Origin of the sequence: Candidatus Aeolococcus gillhamiae (assembly GCF_016464765.1) — a bacterium.
GTDB classification, from domain to species: Bacteria; Chloroflexota; Dormibacteria; order Aeolococcales; family Aeolococcaceae; genus Aeolococcus; species Aeolococcus gillhamiae.
Map to the genome: position 1 here is coordinate 1 of NZ_JAEKNS010000067.1, position 17,794 is coordinate 17,794.

Sequence of the window (17,794 nt, forward strand, 5' to 3'; positions counted from 1 at the left end):
AAAAACCGAAAGCGCTCCAACTTGAGATCAAAACTGACCTTCACAGAGGCGCTGGAGCGGGAGAAGGGACTCGAACCCTCGACATCCAGCTTGGAAGGCTAGCGCTCTACCAACTGAGCTACTCCCGCTCGGCAACCCTCCAGGAGTATACGGACGGCACAGGCGTGGCTCCCGAGCAGCGATCGGGCCGCGTCTTAAGACCAAGGTCGCGTTGTCGGCACCCGCGGTCCGGCCGAGACTGCGCAATGCCAACAACGGCACTCGTAGCGGAGGAGCGGACATGCGGAGATCTGTGCTTGGCGTCGGGCTGCTGCTTGCCTCACTGGCAGCGCTCTCCCTGCCCTCACCGACCGTGACAGCGGCGGGTGGCGATGGCCACGGCCGCTTCAACGCGAAGGGGAACCTGCTGATCTCGGACCAGTTCAACAACCGTGCGATCGAGGTCGACCCCGCGTCGCGGACGATCGTGTGGAGCTTCGGCTCAGGAAACCCGTCACTGTGCAACCCAGGTCCGGGCGCCATTATCGGACCGAATGATGCCGAGCGTCTCGGCGACGGCCTCACCCTGCTTGCCGGAACCGGCATTCCCGGCTGCGCCGACAACCGGGTCATCGTCGTCACCCACAACGGCGACATCGTCTGGCAGTACGGCCAGGCGGGCATTGCCGGCTCCGGGCCGAACCAGCTCAACGTGCCCGTCTTCGCAATCCAGCTTCCCAATCGCAACATCATGGTCGTCGACCAGAGCAACAACCGAGTCATCGAGATCAACAGGTTCAGCAGGTCGATCGTCTGGTCGTATGGCCCCGCGTCCGGCCCCGGCGCCCTGATGAACCCGAACAGCGCGGAGCTCCTGCGCAACGGCCACATTCTCATTGCCGACGAGAACAACAACAGGGTCATCGAGATCACACGCTCCGGTCACATCGTCTGGCAGTACGGTAGTGGCGACACCGGGATCACAATGCCGCTTGACTTCGCGGCGTTCGCAAGCCGGCTGACCAACGGCAACACGCTGATCACCGACTCCGGCCACAGCCGCATCATCGAGGTGACCGAGGACAAGCGCATCGTCTGGCAGTACGTCACCAACAACGGACCTCACAGCAACACCGCGCCGCTGCCAACCAACGCCGTCCGGCTCGAGAACGGCGACACGTCCATCGCCGACCAGTTCAACCATCGTGTTCTGATCGTCAACGAGGACAAACAGCGGGAGGTCCAGTATGGGCGCACCAGCGTCGCAGGCAACACCCACGGCCTGCTGAACGGCCCGTACACTTCGTTCGTCATCGGCGACTACACCGGCCAAACACCACCGCCGGACGATTTCTAAGCGCCGATGCAGACACGCCGATCTGAACGGTCGTGGAGATCGCGTTGCTGCGGTGCGTTCAGCCGCTGAGGCCTCCTCCACTGCCCACAGAGCGCAGCGCCAGCAGCATCAGGACGAACCAGCCCACCGCCAGGATCGCGGACACGGCACGGTCGGACCGTCCCGCGGCGACGCGTCGCGCCAGCGGGAGCGCGACGAGAGTCAGCGGCCCCACGATGAAGTGGGTGGCGCCATCAGAAGGACGGTTTCCCATGATCGCCAGCGCGACGCCGAACAGCGCCTGCAACCCGATGAGGCCGGACATCGCCCCCGTGAAGGTGATCAGCCGCGGATGGACCGCACCGCGACGAAGCCAGTCGTGGACGGCCCAGATGCTGCCCCCGAGCGAAAGGAGCACGACAAGCAGCGCAACCGTCCGGTGAGCGGCGAGGATGGCGCGTCTCCCCGCTCGACGATCAGCGGATCAGTGCGAGCAGGCCTTCGCCTCGCCGGCGCTGTCGGCGGTCTGGAAGCTGTGGCCGCAGCCGCAGGTCTTCACCGCGTTGGGATTGTTGATGGTGAAGCCGCCGCCCATGATGGCGTCGACGTAGTCGATCTCAGCCCCGTCGAGGTACTGCGCCGAGTAGGCGTCAACGTAGACGCGGAGCCCGTTGACGTCGACCACCTGGTCGTCCGACTTCGGCGGGTTCTCGTCGATGCCCATCCCGTAGGAGAAGCCGGAGCACCCACCCGACTGGATGTACACGCGCAGACCGACCTGCTGCTCTGCCGCCTGCTCGGAGAAAAGTGTCTGGAGCTGGCCAAGGGCCGTGTCGCTGACGCTGATCATTTGGGGCTCCCTGCCTCAGGTGAACGGAATCCGGACCACCGCGCTGGTGCCTCCTCGATCATACCGTAGGTTCGTTCCGGATCCACCCCCCGTGTCCCCGCCTCAGACCTTGCGGAACTCGGGCACCCAGGAGCCGTCGTCTCTGCGGGTGAAGTCCTGGAAGAGCCCGGGCGCCTCCTCCACCATGATCTCGCCGAGCCGCCCGAAGATGAGGCGGAGCTCCTCCTCGGCGCCTGTGTCCGTCCTCATCTCGATCACATGGCGGAGTGTGCGCAGGTTCATGGTCAGGATCAGATCGGTGCTCAACCCGATGGGCGCCAGGCGGCGGAGCGCCGATGTAACCTCCTTCTTGACGTGGAAGGGAATGCCGTCGTCATCGATCTTCAGTTTCTCTGCAGCCGAGACCTGGAACTCCTCGAGGCGCTCGACCAGTTCCAGGCACTCCTGACGGAGTGGCTCGAGGGCGGGTGGGACCCGGAAGCCGATGTCGACGAGGCGCACGTACCTGAGGCTCTCCTGGCTGTAGGCGGCGCCGGCGCGGTGGCGGACGATCTCGTGGGTGGCTACGCGGCTCACGTTGCGCAATGCGAACGAGTAGTTGGCGTGCTCGAGCACGCTGCCGTGGGCGCTCTTGAGGATGTTCTTGAGGTAGTCGCGCTGGTCGGTTCTGACCTTGGTCACGTTGACGTTGAGCCCGGGCTCCCAGCTCCGGTAGCAGGCGCGCCCACCGAACTCGACCAGCAGCTCGCCGGCGTTGGGCGCGGTGTCCGCCGCGGTCCGGCGCTCGAGCCAGGAGCCGCCGCCGACGTCCTCGAGGTAGGCGCGCATCCCCTCGAGGTCCACGGCGGGACGCGCGATGAGGTGGATGGACGGGGTGGTTTCATGCGCCATGGCAACCTCGATGCTGGGACGGATGGGGGAGCCTGAAGGCCGGCGCAAGCATGGCGGCTGCCCTTTTGCAGCGTCAACGCGAGTGGCGGAGCGCGCGCCATCCCGCCCCGTACAATTCCGCCGGTGACCGACCTGGCCGTCCCGCCGCGCTTTCTCGAGGACGTCTACCAGGCTGCCAGCGAGTGCAACAAGTGCTCGCTGTGCCAGGCCGTGTGCCCGACGTACGTCACCAACCCCGTTGAGTGGGAGACGGCGCGCGGCCGGGTCTCGCTGGTGCGCGACGCCATCGAAGGAAGGATCGAGCTGCGCGACATCGCCGACGGCCCTCTCTCTACCTGCCTCACCTGCGACAACTGCGTGGCGGCCTGCGCACCGCGGGTGCCCACCGCCCAGATCGTCAGCCGCGCCCGCATGGAGCTGCACGAACAGGAGGGCCATCCCTGGGGTCAGTCGGTGGCCTTCCGCTCGGTGCTGCCGCGTCCTGGCGTGCTCAGCTTCCTGCATGGGCTGTCTCGCGCCGCCCAGGTGACCGGGTTGCACGCGTTCGCGCGGCGCACCGGCCTGACCCGCTGGCTGGGCACCGGTGGTGCGCTCATGGAGCACGTCGGCCCGCTGCCGCGCCAGACCGCGTACCGGCGGAGCCGCTCGCTGCCGGCCGCAGCTGCGCCGGTGCGCGGCCGGCTGGGATTCCTGGTCTGCTGCTACCAGAACCTCGCCGTGCCGCAGGCGACCGAGGCGACCATGCGCGTGCTCCTTGCCAACGGCTTCGAGGTGGTGGTGCCGCAGCTGGCCTGCAGCGGCCTGCCCGCCAAGTCGCTCGGGGATCGCCAGGCGATGATCGACATGGCTGCAGCCAACGTCGACGTGCTTCGCGAACTCAAGGTCGACATCCTCGTCGGCGACGTCGCCTCGTGCACTGCCCACTACAAGCAGTACGACACCATCCTCGCCGAGGACTCACTGCACGCGATCGATGCTCAGCGAGTCGCCCAGCGCACCATTCTGGCCACCGAGCTGCTCGACGACGCCGGTCAGCGCGCCACTCTGGGACCGCTGCGCTGGCGGGTGGCCATCGACGAGCCCTGCTCGCTGCCCATCGAGGGGCCGGCTCGGTCCGCGGCGTGCCGCCTGCTCGCCCAGGTGCCCCGCCTCGAGATCGTCCCCCTCGAGGAGGCGGCGATGTGCTGCGGTGGCCCGGGGATGTACTTCCGTGACCAGCCGGAGCGTAGTGAGGCGATCCTGCAGCGCAAGTTCGAGCACGTCGTGGCCAGCGGCGCCGAGGTTCTGGTCACCGAGAACGTCTCGTGCTTGCTGCAGCTGCGCAACGGCGCCGCCCGCTACGCCCCGGACGTGCGGGTCATGCATGTGTTCGAGCTGCTCAACGAATCGATCGAGACGGCGCAGCGGCGCAGCGCCATCATCCCGGAGTAGCTCGCACCCGCCGTCAGCCGATCGCGGCCAGCGCCTCCTCCGGCGTCATCAGCATGCAGGTGAAGGACGGCACGTCGCGCACCGTGTGTGTCGACGCCTCACTCTCGCGCATCTCCTGCACCAGGTCGAGGAAGTCGGCGATGGAATCGCTCTCGAAGGCCACCACGAACTCCTGGTCGTCGAGGCCGAACGAGTAGGTCGTGTTGATCTTCACGCCCGGGTAGCGATGGCCCATGGCGATGTGCTCGCTCATCTGGCGCTGGCGCTCCTCACGGCTCAACCGGTACCACGCCCGTGTCTTCACGAAGGGGTAGACGAAGAGGTAGCGACGGTTGGTGGGAGCGATCACCAGCCGGTTGCTCCTCCCCTCCTGGTTGCGGTGCTCGTGCTTCTCCACGTACATGCTCTGCTTGGTCATCGAGAAGTAGCTGTACGGGGAGGTCAGGTGCGCGCCCATAACGGTGCGGTTGAGCCGCGCCGAGAACTCGTGCAAATCCTCAAGCCGGTCGCTGACCAGCCAGACCATGAAGTCGGCGTCGCCGCGCGTGCCCACCAGGCTGTAGGTGCGCACCAGAGCGTTGTCACGGCTGTCGATGTCGCGGATCAGCGCCGCCACCTCGGCGCGGTCGGCGTCGCGCTGCTGCTCGCTGCGCTGCCGCCATTCTGGCCGCACCGCGAAGAAAGCGAAGCGGATGTGCTGGCGGGCTGTGGGCGGCGGCGCGGTGGCGTCGCGAACGGTCAGCGGCAGCGCGGCGATGTCGGTCACAGCGAACACTGTACCGCGGCGGCGGCGCAGAGCCGCCCCCCGGGATCGCTCACCGCAATACCTCGAGCGCAGCGCGGACCAGCGTGCCCACGCCGATGGGCAGGCTGCGCTCGTCGATATCGAAGTCCGCACTGTGGTGCGGCGCCACCGGGTGCGTGGCGATATCGCCGGCGCCGACCAGGAAGTAGCAGCCCCGACCCGCCTCGTTGATGAGGCAGGCGACGTCGTCACCGACGGTGATCGGCTGGGGTGTGACCACGTTGTCTGCGCCCACCGTCGCGATCGCGGCGCGGCGCACCAGCTCGACCGAGTCGGCGTCGCTGACGACGGGGGGACAGCCGTTGGCGCGCTCGAAGTCTGCCGACGCGCCGGACGCCGACGCGATCGCGGCCGCCACCTCGGCCACCCTGCGCAGCAGCCGATCGCGTTCGCTGGCGTCCAGCGCGCGGACCGTGCCCCGCAGGCGCACCTCGTCGGCGATGACGTTGAACGCTGACCCACCCTCGACGCGCCCGACCGTGACCACCGCGGGCGAGAACGGCGAGGTCTCGCGGCTGACGATGGTCTGCAGCGCCAGCACCACGTGGGCGGCGGCGACGACGGGGTCGATGCTGGTGTGGGGCATGCCACCATGGCCGCCGCGGCCGCGAACGGTGATCCGGAACTCGTCAGCGCTCCCGAAGATCGGGCCATCCTTGACACCAACCTGGCCGACCTGCAACGGCGCCCAAAGATGGATGCCGATCACCTGGTCGACGCCGTCGAGCGCGCCGTCCTTGATCATCGGGACCGCTCCAGCGGCGATCTCCTCAGCGGGTTGAAAGCAGAGGCGTACGCGGCCTCGCCACGCGTCACGCAGCGATGCCAGCACGGTGGCGGCGCCCAGCGTCATCGCAACATGGCCGTCGTGGCCGCAGGCGTGCATGACCCCGTCCACCTCGGAGGTGGCCACCCGATCCTGGCCACGCTCGAGGATGGGCAACGCGTCCATGTCGGCGCGCAGCATCAGCGTGACCGGGTCACCATCGCCGTCGCCGCCGGAGCCGTGGAGGTCGGCGATCACCCCGGTGCCGCCGACGCCGGTGCGGACCGTGAAGCCCAGTTCCTCGCTGCGCGTCGCGGCGACCTCGGCGGTGCGACGCTCTTCGAGCGAGAGCTCGGGATGGCGGTGCAGGTCGCGGCGCGTTGCGACCACCTCTTCGCGGACGCGGTCGACCTCCGAAGCCACGCGGGCGGCGAGGTCAGTCACGCTCTCGCCCAATGAGCCGGAGCGCCGCCTCCTGAAGAGCTCCGTTGGTGACCACCTGGTCGGCCCCGTGCTCCATGGCGCGCACACGAACCTCGCGGTCGTCGTGCTGGCAAAAGCCGATGATCCGTGTGTCGCCGCGCGCGCGCAGCGCGCTGATCAGATCGATCCGCGCCTCCACCTCATCATTGAGGTCGACGAAGACCATGCCCTCGGCGGGGAGCTCACCCGCCGCGGCCATGGCAACGCGCGTCGTAGGGGCAAGGACGGCGCGAAGGCGGCTGGCGAAGAGGAGATCGCCGCTCACCAGGGCGACGTCAGGGGTGGGCATCGCCCGCCATCATAGGAGGGCCGCCGGGACGGCCAGTTCGTGGCGACCACCCCGCGTCCCGGCAGTCACTGGAGGAAGCCATGGAGATCAGAACCGTCGGCATCGTCGGTGCGGGGCTGATGGGCTCGGGTATCGCCGAGGTGTGCGCCCGAAGCGGATTGCGCACCCGGGTCGCCGAGGCCGGCGAGGAGCTGCTCGCGACCGGCCGGCAGCGGGTCGAGAAGTCGCTGGAGCGAGGCCGGCTTGGCGGCAAGCTCAGCGATGATGACGTCGAGCGCATCAGCGGGCAGCTCAGCTTCAGCACGGACCTCGACGAGCTGGGTGACTGCGACCTCGTGGTCGAGGCCATCGTCGAGCGGCTTCCCGACAAGGTGGAACTGTTCGGGCGGCTCGACCACATCGTCCCCGAGCACGGCATCCTGTCGACGAACACGTCGTCGCTGCCGATCATGGAGATCGCGCGGGCCACCCACCGCCCGGACCGCGTCATCGGCACCCACTTCTTCAACCCGGCCCCCGTCATGAAGCTGCTCGAGGTCGTCCGGACGATCGCCACGAGCGATCAGACACTCGCCGAGACCAGGGCGCTCGGCGAGAAGCTGGGCAAGCGGGTCATCGTCGCTCAGGACCGCGGTGGCTTCATCGTTAACCTGCTGCTCATCCCCTTCCTCAACAACGCCGTGCGCCTCTACGAGTCGGGTTTTGCCACCAAGGACGACATCGACGAGGGGATGCGGCTCGGCTGCGGCCATCCCATGGGACCGCTGCAGCTACTCGACTACATCGGTCTCGACACCGCGCTCTTCGTGTGCGACGCGCTCTACGAGGAGTACGCGATTCGCGACTACGCCGCCCCGCCGCTGCTCAAGCGGATGGTCGCGGCTGGGTACCTGGGTCGCAAGACCGGACGCGGCTTCTACACCTACGACGCCGAACAGCAGCGCTAGCCTTACGCCGGCGGCGGGCTGCCCGGCTGAGACAGGGGCATCTGCTGTTCGAGCACGTGCAGCCGGACCGTGCTCAGCAGGGTTCCCTCGCGCCAGAACTCCGCAGCGTACTCACCGGGCTCGCCGAGGGTGGGTTGCAGGATGGTCACGGTCGACACGCTGACCTCCCCCGCCCCTGACGGCGGCGGCCCCGCGGACTCGAACCGCATCGTGGTCGGCGGCACCACCAGCTTGCCGAGGTTGTCCACGAAGCGCAGCTCGATGATCTGGACCTGGCCGGCGTCGGCGCTGGTGAAGCGGAAGCCGGCGACCACGGCGAAGCTCGCCATCCCAGGCAGCTCCGGCAGGGCGAGCGCGCTGAAGCCGCCGCCGAGCACGTATACCTTGCCGTCAGCAGGGACGGTGGCGGCGTCCGCGAAGAAGGCGAAGCTCATCTCCATGCGGTCGACTCTGACGCACCGCGGACGACGCCCGCTGCGACGCTGTGCACGCCCGCTGCGTCACCATCGAGAGGTGGATCCCACCCCCGCCCAGCGCAACCTGCACGTCTTCGTGTGCACCACCGTCGGCCGCCACCACTGCGGGGGCATGGGTAGCGAGAGGATCCTCCTGCGTCTGCGCGACGAGCTGGAGCGGCGCGGCCTCACCCACGTCCGCACCACCCGGATGGGCTGCAACCAGCAGCACCACCAGGGTCCGATCCTGATCGTCTACCCCGACGGCGTGTGGTACGGGAACCTCCGTGTCGAGGACGTCGACGAGCTCATCGACGAGCACCTCATCGGCGGCCGTCCGGTCGAGCACCTCCGGATCACCCCGGACGGCGAGTGGGCTTCGACGGCACTCACGTAGTAGGGTGGTCCCGTCGATCAGCACCCTCGAGGAGAGCAGAGATGGGCTACGTCCGCGGCTTCGTTCACGGCAGCGTCATCGGGGCCGTCGTCGGCATCTGCGTCGCCCCCCAGCCCGGCACCAAGACCCGCCAGCAGCTCGCCGCCTTCGGCGCGGCCGCGCGTGACGGCTACCAGGTCGCGGAACGGACCGTCCGCAGGGTTGCTCCGTTCGCCAGCGCGGCCGCCGACATCGCCCGCCACCAGGTGGACAAGGTGGTCCACGACGACGACGCCGTCTCGGTCGAGGGCTCGGTCCGCATTCACAACGAGACCAACGGGCGACACTGACCGAGGGGCGGGGCGGATCCTGCTCAGCCGCGCAGCACCGAGCGGGGTGCCGGCTCCGGGTCCTCGACAGTGCCGAGCGCGGCCAGGATGGCGACCACACCGACCACGAGGTCGAGGATGTTGAGCGCCGTCGTGAAGTGCAGGCCCAGCACGTCCTTGGTGGCGGCGGCGTCATCACCGACGAGGAAGCCGGCGACGGCCAGCGCGAACAGGACGACTCCGACGACGCCGACGATCATCCTGCCCACACGGCGTGGTGCAACGAAGCCGACATAGGCGAAGAGCACGAGCAGGACGATGTCGAGGGCGTCACGCGCCCAGGTGAGATGCAGGACGAGGCTGCCCACGTTGCCGCCGCCGTTGGGGGCGGGCGGTCCGGCATTTCCCGCGGCGAGGCCGCCGACGCCAACCACCAGGAACACGAGCGCGCAGAGCTGAGCGTAGAGACGTGCCATGGGCGCGAGTCTGCCCGATCGTCAGGCGGCCGCGCCCGCCCGGGAGGGGCGCCGGTTCACGGAGCCAGGAAGGCTGAGGCGTCTCCCCCGGCAACCAATGGCGCCACCCGGCGGCGGGCGGCCCGGGCCTCGGCCAAGCAGGTGGGCGAGCAGTAGCGGCCGCGCAGCTCCATGGCCTTGAAGCCGTCGTAGCCGGCGCCGCAGTGGGCGCAGATCTTGACGGCGCGGGGATGGTGGCGACGGGGCATCGAGGCCTCCTGTTGGTCTGGCCGTGTGGGCTGGGTGCAGTGACAACGACGTCGAGCCCGAATTGGTAACGGCCCCTGCAATCGTGCCACGGGATTGCAGTTAGCGCGCGTGTTTGGGCGGCCCCCGTCAGCGCTCCTGTCGGAGGGCGATGAGGGTGACGTTGTCGGTCGCGCCGGCGTCCAGCGCTGTCTGCACTGCCCGCTCGACGACGGCAGTCAGCGGTCCCGGCGTCTCGAGCAGCACGGCGATGTCGGCATCGGCCAGGGGCTCCCAGAAGCCGTCGCTGCAGAGCATGAGCACGTCCCCCGCGACGAGCTCGATCGAGAGCGCCTCGGCCTCGAGCGGGTCACCCATCACCGCCCTGGTGATGAGGTTGCGCCGCGAGTTGCTGCGCTCGGATCCCGGGGGCAGCGCGCCCGCGCGCACCTGCTCGCCGACCCAGGAGTGGTCGCTGGTGAGCAGGCGAGCCTCGCCGCCACGGACCAGGTAGGCGCGGCTGTCCCCGGCGTGGCCGATCACCGCGCCCGCACCGTTGACGGCGGCGAGGGTGAGAGTGGTGCCCGGCCGGCCGCCGATCTCGGTACGCAGCTCTCCCACCGCTCGGTTGGCCGCGTCGACGGCGGCGAGGACTGCCTGTTGGTCGGCGCCGCCGGCGACGAGCACCGCGATGGCCGCCGCGGAGGCCGCCTGCGCCGCCTCCCTGCCGCCCGGGAGGCCTCCCATCCCGTCAGCCACCAGCAGCCCAACGCCCTCTCCACCGCGCAGCTGGGTCACCGCGAAGGCATCCTGGTTCTCCTGGCGGACCGGTCCGATGTGGGTGGCCGCGGCGATCTGGTGCGAGTCGGTCGACGTCGCGGACAGGTCGGCGACGGTGATCGCCTCCGGCACGCTCACTGGCCCGCGCCGGCGGATTCCGGCTCAGCGGCCGCGGCCCGCCCCAGGAGCATCTCCACCACCTCGTCGGCGATGGTCACGGGGTCGTGGCACTGGATGGTGGTCATGCCCAGCTCGGTGGCGGCATCGACGTTGCAGCGCATGTCGTCCACGAAGAGGCAATCGTGGGGCGCCAGACCGAGGCGCTCGCAGGTGAGCAGGAAGATGGCCGGGTCCGGCTTGCGCAGCCCCACCTGCGAGGAATCGACGACGACGTCGAACAGCTCCTCGACCGGCAGTAGCGACCGCCACACCGATTCGCCGCTGCGCGAGATATTGGTGAGCAGCGCGGTCCGGTAGCCCGCTCCCTTGACCTGGCGAACCGTGTCGATCATCGCGCCGCACGCGGGCAGCCCGCCTCCGAACACGACGTGCTGGGCGATGCGCGCATCCACCGCCTCGTGGCCACCCGCGGCAATGTAGCGCGCGGCCATGCGGGCAAAAAACTCCTCGTCGGAGATCGCCCCGGTCTCCAGCAGGTGGAGGTCGTGCGCGCCGGTGGGCAGGTGGTACACGTCGCGGAACTCGTTGAGAAAGAAGCGCAGCAGGTCGAGCTGGACGGGGTCCACGATGGTCTCGCGATGACGGCCCAGCGGCTCGGTCATGACCCCGCCAAGGTCGAAGATCGCTCCCTTCAGGGTGCGTTCGAAGGGTCGATCGATCACCGATTCATTGTGTCCCATCGCCCGCGACCGCCAGCCCTACGCGGGCTCGGGATCCCCACGACCGCGCAGCAGCTCGACGCGGCCGTCCCCAGTTCCGCTCAACGCGCGCGCCGGCAGAGCGCTCACCACCGCCGCCGCGACGAGCGCCACCGCGACGCCGGCAAGGGTGTCCGTCAGGTAGTGCTCCGCCATCACCAGCACCGCGACCGCGACGGCCGCTGGATACAGCAGCCACATCCAGCGCCACCGCGAGCGCTGCGCGCTGATCACCACGGCGGCCACGAGCACCGGGATGGTCACGTGCAGCGAGGGCATGGCGCCGAACGGTTCGGGATCGGCACCCGCGTACAGGGAACCGAGGTGGAGCGACTGGAGCACCTCGACGACGCTGCGGTGCAGATGGGGCAGCAGGCCCTGCTGCGCAGCCAGCCACGGCGGCGACTGCGGGAACGTGAGGTACACCGCGAAGCCGATGACCATCGCCAGCAGGTAGGTCGCCACGAAGGCGTCGAAGCGCTCCCGGTGCCGCCACCACAGCCACCCCGCGGCGAGCAGTGGCGCCACGTAGTGCGCCAGGTACACCGCCGTGAGCGCCCAGGCGGGAGCTCCGAGCAACAGAGGAAGGTGATGCTGAAGCCAGACGGGAACCACGGTCCCGGTCAGGGCGCGGTCAGCCGCAATCAGGAACGCGGACGAGGCGTGGATCCCCTGCCGCTGGGAGAGACCGCCGAGCGCCAGGAAGACAATGGCGATGAGCAGCATCGGAGCCCAGCGGCTGAGCCACTGCGGCACCGGCAGCAGCAGGGCCGCGACGGCCACCGCGCCGAGCGCCACAAGCCACCAGTCGAAGGTGCCGCCCGCCGCGAGGCTGAAGAGGGCGACCGCCGCGGCGTCCGCCACGATGAGCGCGTACACGAAGGGTGCTCGCCGGATCGCCGGCATCCGCGCCGCTTCCGGGGTGACCACATCCATCCGGAGGCAAGCGTAGCCGGGCGGCGCACGCCCCGTCCGACCGCGTTCAGCCGGTGGTGCTGCGAATTCTCTGGAGCCGCGCGAGGGTGTCGGCAAGAGCCCGCACCAGCTCCTCACGTGGGGCCTGGTCGCTGACCCGTGCCGGCCCCTCCGGCGGAGGGAGGTTGGGGATGGGGTGGTGATCAGCGGGGCCCGGGCTGCGCAGGAATGCCTCGTCGGCCGGATGGAGGCGCGCGCGCCGGAATCGAGAGGTCGACTCCGGCTGGACGCGACGGAGCCGCTTCTCCAGACGAGCGGGGGCGTCCTGGCGAAACATCGCCGACCCGGAGAACTCTTCGACCGCGGCCAGCGCGATGTCGAGCATCCCGTCGCCCTCGGCGACGGTGACATTGCGCAGCCCACGGTAGCGCTCGGCAGCTCCGGGCTGGGAGACGCCGACGACGAACCGGCCGTCGAGCCCGGGTAGCCATTCGGCGATTCCCTCCTCGTCGACGACCAAGTACACGGGCACGCTGTCCTGCGGGATGGCATGTGCCCACCACCGGTCCAGCTTGGCCTGGCGCTCGTCGTCGGCGAAGAACGCCACACCGCGCACGGGGGGCACCGCGATGACGGCCAGCGGGCTGTCGGGCCGGCGCACCTCGTCGAGGGCGGCCGCGAGGCGCTGGGCCTCCTCCACCTCGGGCACCAGCACAGTCATCGCGTACTGCTGCGCGGAATCGGTTGGAATGCTGCTCATGCCTCGAGTTGTGTGACGTTGGACAGGACGTGGAGTTGGATCGTTGCTGGAACGCTGCGCCGATGATAGCAACCGGCGGCGGTGCGCCTGTTGCGCCGTCGCCAACCTCACCCAGTCCTCAGCGGCGTGGCCCGTTTGGCACTCCCGTTCGAGGCCGCCGCGCTCGCGGCCGCCTGAACCGACCGCGGATGTTCACTCAGTGGCGATGGCGTCGAGGACGTTGAGCCGCGCCGCGCGCCGGGCAGGAAGCACCGCGGCGAGGACACCGATGAGGAAGGCGGCGACCACGTAGGCGACGAGCTGCACGGCGGGGACGGAGAGCTTGCTCAACCCCTGGCTGGCGAGCGCGCGCACCACCGCCGTACCCATCCCGGCGCCGATGACGAGGCCGAGCACGGCGCCGAGCAGCGCGATGATCACCGCCTCCCAGCGCACCATAGAGCGGGTCTGGCGGCGGGTGAGGCCCAGCGCCCGGAGCAGCCCGAGCTCGCGGGCCCGCTCGAGGACGCTCAGCGCCAGGGTGTTGACCACCCCTAGCGCAGCGATGATCACCGAGAGCACGAGCAGCACGTCGATCAGCGACTGGGCCTGGTCGATGGCCTTCGAGTTGGCGTCGATGAACTCCTGCTTGGTCTGCACGGTGAGGGCCGGGAAGGCGACGAGGTCGGACTTCAGCGCAGCGTCAGCGGCGCCGACGGTCTGTCCGGGTGCCGCGTTGACCAGGATGGCGATGTCCTGCTGCGGCTTGGGGAAGTTCGCCGTGTACGTGGCAAGGGAGACGGCGAAGCCGGAGATCAGCGCATTGCCGTGGTACACCCCGCCGATGCGCTTGGTGGCGGCCGTCGACGCGTAGGGGAACTGCGCCTGGACGGTTGTGCCGGTCGTCCAGCCCCGCGCGCTCGCGGTCGAGTCGTCGACCAGCATGTCGTTCGCATCGCTGATCGACAGGGGGTCGCCGCTGACCATGTCGAAGATCACTGTGTGGTTGATGGCGGCGACGTCGATCGCCAGCAGCGACTGGTTGGCCGAGCCGACCACCACCGAGTTGGCGCGCACCTCGGTGAGGTCGGCGAGGCGCGGGTCCCTGCGCAGCGAGTCGACCACGCTGGTGGTGAAGCCCCCCTGGCCGCCGCTGTTGTCGACGACAAGCAGTTGCGAGTTGACGGAGCCGACGATAGACGCCTCGCCGGACGCCTTGAATGAGGCCGCGATGACGGCCACCGCAGCGATCAGCGCGACCCCGATCATCAACGCGGCGGCGGTGGAGGCGGTGCGGCGCGGGCTGCGAATCGCGTTCTCGCGGGCCAGCCGTCCGGGCACGCCACGCAACCGCGCCAGCGGCCGGCCGATGGCCCCGCCAACCGGACGCACCAGCAGAGGCGAGAGGTAGGCGATGCCGATGAACAACGCGAGTGCGCCGAGGCCGAGCAGGAGCAACGTCTGCCCCGTGCCGGCGAACAATCCCGCGCCGAGCAATGCAGCGCCCACCACCGTGACGATCGCACCGCCGATGCTCCGCCGCCGCGTCACTGGCGCGACCTCGGGGACGGCGTCGCGCAGCGCGGCCATCGGTGCGACGCGAGTCGCGCGTCGTGCCGGGAGCGTGGCCGCGATGAGCGTCACTGCGGTGCCGACCACGATCGCGACGATGAAGCTACGCGGGGTGACAGTCAGGCCGCCGTTGCTCAGCGAGAAGCCGAGCAGCCGGGCGAGCCCGATCGCCAGCAGGATGCCGAGCGCGGCGCCGACGGCTGACGCGACCACGCCGGTCAGCAGCGCCTCGGTCAACACCGACACCATCACCTGGCGCCGGGTCGCGCCCAGCGCGCGCAGCAGCGCCAGCTCGCGTGAGCGCTGCGCGATGAGGATGGTGAAAGTGTTGACGATGAGGAAGGAACCGACGAACAGCGCGATGAGCCCGAACACCAGCAGCGCGGTGCTGAGGATCCCGATCACCGACCTGGTTGCCTGCACCTGCTGAGACGCCTGGGCGGCGCCGGTCTGGGCCACCATGTCGGCGGGGAGGACCTGGGCGATCCGGTCGCGGAGTGCGGCGTCCTTGACCCCGCTCGCCGCGAAGACGCTGACCTGGTCGAAGTTCCCCTGGGTGTCCAGGACGCGCATCGCCGTCGGGGTGGTGAAGAGCGCGATGGTTGCGCCGGCCACGTTGTCCGCCTGTCCATAGCCGACGATGCCACTGACATGGAAGGTCTGGCGGGCGCCGCCATTGAACACGAGGTCGATCCTCTGACCGACGTGGATGCCGTTGGCTGCAGCGGTGGCGGCATCAATGGCGACGTCGTCCGCGGCCTGAGGTGGATTGCCCGACCGGAAGTGGTACGGGGAGCTGGGTGTGTTGACCCAGTTGGCGCCGAACGTGGGTGGCCCGTGCCCACCGATGGGCGTGCCATTCGGCGCCAGCAGCGTCGCACCGGTGCGGAATATACTGCCGTCGGCCTCGGCGACGCCATCGACCTTGCGCACCGTAGGCACGACCGCGGCCGGCACCGGGCGCCGTTGCCCGCCACCGATGTCCTGGCCGGTCCCGGCCAGCGTCTGCCCTTCGACCACCACCGCGATGCCTTGGTTGGCGTCCGTGAAGATGGCGCCGAAGACGTTGTTGATGGTGTCGCTCACCACGAACGTCGAGGAGACGAACGCGATGCCGAGCACGATGGCGACGGCGGTGAGGCTCAGCCTCAGCTTGTGCGCGAGCAGGCCGCGGAGGGTGACCTTGAGCACGCCGTCAGGCGCCGAGGTGCTTCATCACATCGAGGATCCCGTCGGCCGTCGGTGAGCTCATCTCATCCACCGTCTTGCCGTCCGCGATGAACACCACCCGGTCGGCATGCGCCGCGGCGAGCGGGTCGTGGGTCACCATCACGATGGTCTGAGCGAAGTTCTCCACCGCGGCGCGCAGGAACCCGAGCAACTCCGCTCCCGACCGTGAGTCGAGGTTACCGGTGGGCTCGTCGGCGAAGATGATGTCGGGTCGGGACACCAGCGCGCGGGCTGCCGCGACGCGCTGCTGCTGACCGCCGGAGAGCTCGCTGGGGCGGTGCTTGAGGCGGTCGGTCAGGCCGATCGAGCTGACCACGTCGTTGAGCAGCGCGCCGTCGGGCTGCGCACCCGCGATGGCCAGGGGCAGCGTGATGTTGTCGAGCGCGTTGAGCGTCGGCACCAGGTTGAAGCTCTGGAAGATGAAGCCGATCCGGCGGCGGCGGAGCAGGGTCAGCTCGGTGTCCTTGAGCGAACCGATCTCGGTGTCACCGATGAACACCTCGCCGGAGGTCAGGTTGTCCAGGCCGGCGAGGCAGTGGAGCAGCGTCGACTTGCCTGATCCGGACGGCCCCATGATCGCGGTGAACTGGCCGCTGGCAAAGTCGGCAGAGAGGTCGTCGAGCGCGCACACTGAGGCGTCCTCGCGTCCGTACACCTTTGTTGCGTGCAGGGCGCGAGCCGCGGGCCTGGATGCCGCGACCGCTGTGGTCGGGGGGGCGGCGCGGTGCTCGGTCACGCCCGCATGGTAGGGAACGGCCGGCGGTGACCGGCTTAAGAAGTTGCGGTCGGTACGCCACCATACCGACGGATCGCGTGCGACTGCGGATACTGGTCGGCGGATCGCGACAGTCGCGTTCGCCGCGCCCACGCCATCAGGCTGCAGGTGGGCCGCGTGCGTGTCGTCTCTGCAAACGCCTCGGAGTCGACCCGCACCGTGAGCCAACTTTTCGCCGCCTCGACGCCACCGGCGGTGACGCCCACCATCGTGCCCGCACCACCCGAGACGGTGATGAAGCCGGCGGACCCGTACGTAGAGCTCAAACGCGTCATCGCCGGGCGCGGCCTTCTTGAGCGCTCGCCGCGCCGGCAGATCGTGCCGAGCGCGGGCCACGCGCTGCTGCTTGCGGCGATCATCGTCGGAATCACGTTCACCCGCGGGACCTGGTGGGTGCTGCTCTGGACGGCCCCCGCCGCGCTGCTGTTCGGCCAGATCGGGTTTCTCGCGCACGACGCCACGCACAACCAGATCCTGCACACGTCGCGCGCCAACTACATCCTCAGTGTGCTGCTCTTCAACCTTGGTCTCGGCGGCAGCCGCGGCTGGTGGGCTGAGCGACACAACACCCACCACGCGCAGCCCAACCGGCTCGGCGTCGACCCCGACATCGAAGGCGGAGTCGTTGCGGTCACCGACAGCCAGGCCCGCGAGTCGCGTGGTTTCGTCCGGTTCATGATCCGCAACCAAGGCAGGACCATCGCGCCACTGCTTTCCTTGAGTGCCCTGCAGATCCGCGCCTACAGCGCCCTCTTCATCAAGGCACGGTCGCTGCGCAACCCGCGCGCCGAACTGGCGCTGTTCGCTGTGCACTACGCGGTGTACGTCACCGCGCTCGTGTTCGTGCTCGGCGTTGGGGGTGGCCTTCTCTTCGCCGCGGTGCACCAGCTCCTGCTCGGGCTCTACCTCGGTGCGGCGTTCCTCCCCAACCACTTCGGCATGACGGTCCTCATGCCCGGCGACCAGCTGGACTTCCTTCCCCGCCAGGTGGTCACCGCGCGAAACCTCCGCGCGGGGCGAGTGACCGACTACTTCTTCGGGCCACTCGGCTGCCAGATCGAGCATCACCTCTTCCCAGCGATGCCGCGCCACAACCTCAGAGCCGCCGGGCCGATCGTGCGACAGGTCTGCCAGGAGCAGGGGATCCTCTACAGGGAGACGTCGCCGCGGGAGGCGTTTGCGCAGGTCTACCGCCACCTCCGCAGCGTCGGCCGCGCCGCCATCCGGCCGGCTCAGGTGGCCGAGGTCGACCGCTCCGCCTGACCCC

Annotated in this window: 21 protein-coding genes and 1 tRNA gene; 6 read left to right on the top strand and 16 right to left on the bottom strand. The window is 69.3% G+C overall.

Annotation, left to right across the window (positions count from 1 at the left end; translation table 11 throughout):
- Window positions 1-52: 52 nt before the first annotated feature.
- Window positions 53-128 (bottom strand) — tRNA-Gly (locus JF886_RS05870).
- 152 nt (window positions 129-280) lie between these two features.
- Here JF886_RS05870 and JF886_RS05875 point away from each other — a divergent pair.
- Window positions 281-1,336: an outer membrane protein assembly factor BamB family protein gene (locus JF886_RS05875; protein ID WP_337310527.1), complete on the top strand. Its 1,056-nt coding sequence runs from the start codon at window positions 281-283 to the stop codon at window positions 1,334-1,336.
- Window positions 1,337-1,394: 58 nt separating this feature from the next.
- Here JF886_RS05875 and JF886_RS05880 read toward each other — a convergent pair whose 3' ends face one another.
- The 3 genes from JF886_RS05880 to thyX form a co-directional block, all read right to left on the bottom strand.
- Entirely contained in the window at window positions 1,395-1,733 is a 339-nt protein-coding gene (locus JF886_RS05880; RefSeq protein WP_337310528.1) for a hypothetical protein, read from the bottom strand.
- Window positions 1,734-1,799: 66 nt separating this feature from the next.
- Complete coding sequence (locus tag JF886_RS05885; protein ID WP_337310529.1) at window positions 1,800-2,165, bottom strand: HesB/IscA family protein; 366 nt, start codon at window positions 2,163-2,165, stop codon at window positions 1,800-1,802.
- Window positions 2,166-2,267: 102 nt separating this feature from the next.
- Complete coding sequence (gene thyX / locus JF886_RS05890; RefSeq protein WP_337310531.1) at window positions 2,268-3,056, bottom strand: FAD-dependent thymidylate synthase; 789 nt, start codon at window positions 3,054-3,056, stop codon at window positions 2,268-2,270.
- 123 nt (window positions 3,057-3,179) lie between these two features.
- Between thyX and JF886_RS05895 the strand changes: the two genes are divergently transcribed.
- Window positions 3,180-4,487 (top strand): (Fe-S)-binding protein, encoded by a 1,308-nt coding sequence (locus JF886_RS05895; protein WP_337310533.1) that lies wholly within the window; start codon window positions 3,180-3,182, stop codon window positions 4,485-4,487.
- Between the two features lie 13 nt (window positions 4,488-4,500).
- Here JF886_RS05895 and JF886_RS05900 read toward each other — a convergent pair whose 3' ends face one another.
- The 3 genes from JF886_RS05900 to JF886_RS05910 are packed head-to-tail and all read right to left on the bottom strand — an operon-like array spanning window position 4,501 to window position 6,830.
- Window positions 4,501-5,253: a chlorite dismutase family protein gene (locus JF886_RS05900; protein WP_337310535.1), complete on the bottom strand. Its 753-nt coding sequence runs from the start codon at window positions 5,251-5,253 to the stop codon at window positions 4,501-4,503.
- A 49-nt stretch (window positions 5,254-5,302) separates the two neighbouring features.
- The gene (locus tag JF886_RS05905; RefSeq protein ID WP_337310537.1) at window positions 5,303-6,502 is read right to left on the bottom strand and encodes a M20 metallopeptidase family protein; all 1,200 of its coding nucleotides are present in this window, start codon (window positions 6,500-6,502) and stop codon (window positions 5,303-5,305) included.
- On the bottom strand, window positions 6,495-6,830 hold the full coding sequence (locus JF886_RS05910; RefSeq protein ID WP_337310539.1) for a hypothetical protein: 336 nt from the start codon (window positions 6,828-6,830) through the stop codon (window positions 6,495-6,497). Before JF886_RS05910 ends, JF886_RS05905 begins: the two co-directional genes overlap by 8 nt.
- Window positions 6,831-6,910: 80 nt before the next feature.
- Between JF886_RS05910 and JF886_RS05915 the strand changes: the two genes are divergently transcribed.
- On the top strand, window positions 6,911-7,777 hold the full coding sequence (locus JF886_RS05915) for a 3-hydroxybutyryl-CoA dehydrogenase (RefSeq protein ID WP_337310541.1): 867 nt from the start codon (window positions 6,911-6,913) through the stop codon (window positions 7,775-7,777).
- 2 nt (window positions 7,778-7,779) lie between these two features.
- On the opposite strand, the gene JF886_RS05920 is transcribed toward JF886_RS05915, so the two are convergent.
- Entirely contained in the window at window positions 7,780-8,217 is a 438-nt protein-coding gene (locus JF886_RS05920) for a DUF6941 family protein (protein ID WP_337310543.1), read from the bottom strand.
- 73 nt (window positions 8,218-8,290) lie between these two features.
- On the opposite strand from JF886_RS05920, the gene JF886_RS05925 reads away from it, so the two are divergent.
- Together JF886_RS05925 and JF886_RS05930 are read left to right on the top strand one after the other, a co-directional pair.
- Window positions 8,291-8,629 (top strand): (2Fe-2S) ferredoxin domain-containing protein, encoded by a 339-nt coding sequence (locus tag JF886_RS05925; RefSeq protein WP_337310544.1) that lies wholly within the window; start codon window positions 8,291-8,293, stop codon window positions 8,627-8,629.
- Window positions 8,630-8,670: 41 nt separating this feature from the next.
- The gene (locus tag JF886_RS05930; RefSeq protein WP_337310545.1) at window positions 8,671-8,958 is read left to right on the top strand and encodes a YtxH domain-containing protein; all 288 of its coding nucleotides are present in this window, start codon (window positions 8,671-8,673) and stop codon (window positions 8,956-8,958) included.
- Window positions 8,959-8,981: 23 nt separating this feature from the next.
- Here the strand turns inward: JF886_RS05930 and JF886_RS05935 are convergent, their stop codons facing one another.
- The 8 genes from JF886_RS05935 to JF886_RS05970 all read right to left on the bottom strand — a co-directional run bounded on the left by JF886_RS05935 (window position 8,982) and on the right by JF886_RS05970 (window position 16,488).
- Window positions 8,982-9,413 carry a hypothetical protein gene (locus JF886_RS05935; RefSeq protein ID WP_337310546.1) on the bottom strand — a complete coding sequence of 144 codons (432 nt, stop codon included), beginning with the start codon at window positions 9,411-9,413 and terminating at the stop codon, window positions 8,982-8,984.
- Between the two features lie 56 nt (window positions 9,414-9,469).
- Window positions 9,470-9,661 carry a hypothetical protein gene (locus tag JF886_RS05940; protein WP_337310548.1) on the bottom strand — a complete coding sequence of 64 codons (192 nt, stop codon included), beginning with the start codon at window positions 9,659-9,661 and terminating at the stop codon, window positions 9,470-9,472.
- 127 nt (window positions 9,662-9,788) lie between these two features.
- The gene (locus JF886_RS05945) at window positions 9,789-10,556 is read right to left on the bottom strand and encodes a PP2C family protein-serine/threonine phosphatase (protein ID WP_337310550.1); all 768 of its coding nucleotides are present in this window, start codon (window positions 10,554-10,556) and stop codon (window positions 9,789-9,791) included.
- Window positions 10,553-11,260 (bottom strand): HAD family hydrolase, encoded by a 708-nt coding sequence (locus JF886_RS05950; protein ID WP_337310551.1) that lies wholly within the window; start codon window positions 11,258-11,260, stop codon window positions 10,553-10,555. The genes JF886_RS05945 and JF886_RS05950 overlap by 4 nt, the downstream gene beginning before the upstream one ends.
- Window positions 11,261-11,296: 36 nt before the next feature.
- Complete coding sequence (locus tag JF886_RS05955) at window positions 11,297-12,232, bottom strand: phosphatase PAP2 family protein (protein WP_337310554.1); 936 nt, start codon at window positions 12,230-12,232, stop codon at window positions 11,297-11,299.
- A gap of 46 nt (window positions 12,233-12,278) precedes the next feature.
- A complete protein-coding gene (locus JF886_RS05960; RefSeq protein WP_337310556.1) occupies window positions 12,279-12,971 on the bottom strand; it encodes a hypothetical protein in 693 nt (230 codons plus the stop codon).
- A gap of 192 nt (window positions 12,972-13,163) precedes the next feature.
- Window positions 13,164-15,713 carry an ABC transporter permease gene (locus JF886_RS05965; RefSeq protein WP_337310558.1) on the bottom strand — a complete coding sequence of 850 codons (2,550 nt, stop codon included), beginning with the start codon at window positions 15,711-15,713 and terminating at the stop codon, window positions 13,164-13,166.
- A 4-nt stretch (window positions 15,714-15,717) separates the two neighbouring features.
- Window positions 15,718-16,488, bottom strand: a complete 771-nt coding sequence (locus JF886_RS05970) for an ABC transporter ATP-binding protein (RefSeq protein WP_337310560.1) — start codon at window positions 16,486-16,488, stop codon at window positions 15,718-15,720.
- Window positions 16,489-16,644: 156 nt separating this feature from the next.
- Between JF886_RS05970 and JF886_RS05975 the strand changes: the two genes are divergently transcribed.
- Window positions 16,645-17,790: an acyl-CoA desaturase gene (locus JF886_RS05975; RefSeq protein ID WP_337310562.1), complete on the top strand. Its 1,146-nt coding sequence runs from the start codon at window positions 16,645-16,647 to the stop codon at window positions 17,788-17,790.
- The last annotated feature ends 4 nt before the right edge of the window (window positions 17,791-17,794 follow it).

Bases quoted from the DNA above. Each gene is read 5' to 3' on its own strand.
- JF886_RS05875 (WP_337310527.1), top strand. From the start codon at position 281: ATGCGGAGATCTGTGCTTGGCGTCGGGCTGCTGCTTGCCTCACTGGCA.
- JF886_RS05885 (WP_337310529.1), bottom strand. From the start codon at position 2,165: ATGATCAGCGTCAGCGACACGGCCCTTGGCCAGCTCCAGACACTTTTC.
- thyX (WP_337310531.1), bottom strand. From the start codon at position 3,056: ATGGCGCATGAAACCACCCCGTCCATCCACCTCATCGCGCGTCCCGCC.
- JF886_RS05910 (WP_337310539.1), bottom strand. From the start codon at position 6,830: ATGCCCACCCCTGACGTCGCCCTGGTGAGCGGCGATCTCCTCTTCGCC.
- JF886_RS05915 (WP_337310541.1), top strand. From the start codon at position 6,911: ATGGAGATCAGAACCGTCGGCATCGTCGGTGCGGGGCTGATGGGCTCG.
- JF886_RS05920 (WP_337310543.1), bottom strand. From the start codon at position 8,217: ATGGAGATGAGCTTCGCCTTCTTCGCGGACGCCGCCACCGTCCCTGCT.
- JF886_RS05930 (WP_337310545.1), top strand. From the start codon at position 8,671: ATGGGCTACGTCCGCGGCTTCGTTCACGGCAGCGTCATCGGGGCCGTC.
- JF886_RS05935 (WP_337310546.1), bottom strand. From the start codon at position 9,413: ATGGCACGTCTCTACGCTCAGCTCTGCGCGCTCGTGTTCCTGGTGGTT.
- JF886_RS05940 (WP_337310548.1), bottom strand. From the start codon at position 9,661: ATGCCCCGTCGCCACCATCCCCGCGCCGTCAAGATCTGCGCCCACTGC.
- JF886_RS05955 (WP_337310554.1), bottom strand. From the start codon at position 12,232: ATGGATGTGGTCACCCCGGAAGCGGCGCGGATGCCGGCGATCCGGCGA.
- JF886_RS05960 (WP_337310556.1), bottom strand. From the start codon at position 12,971: ATGAGCAGCATTCCAACCGATTCCGCGCAGCAGTACGCGATGACTGTG.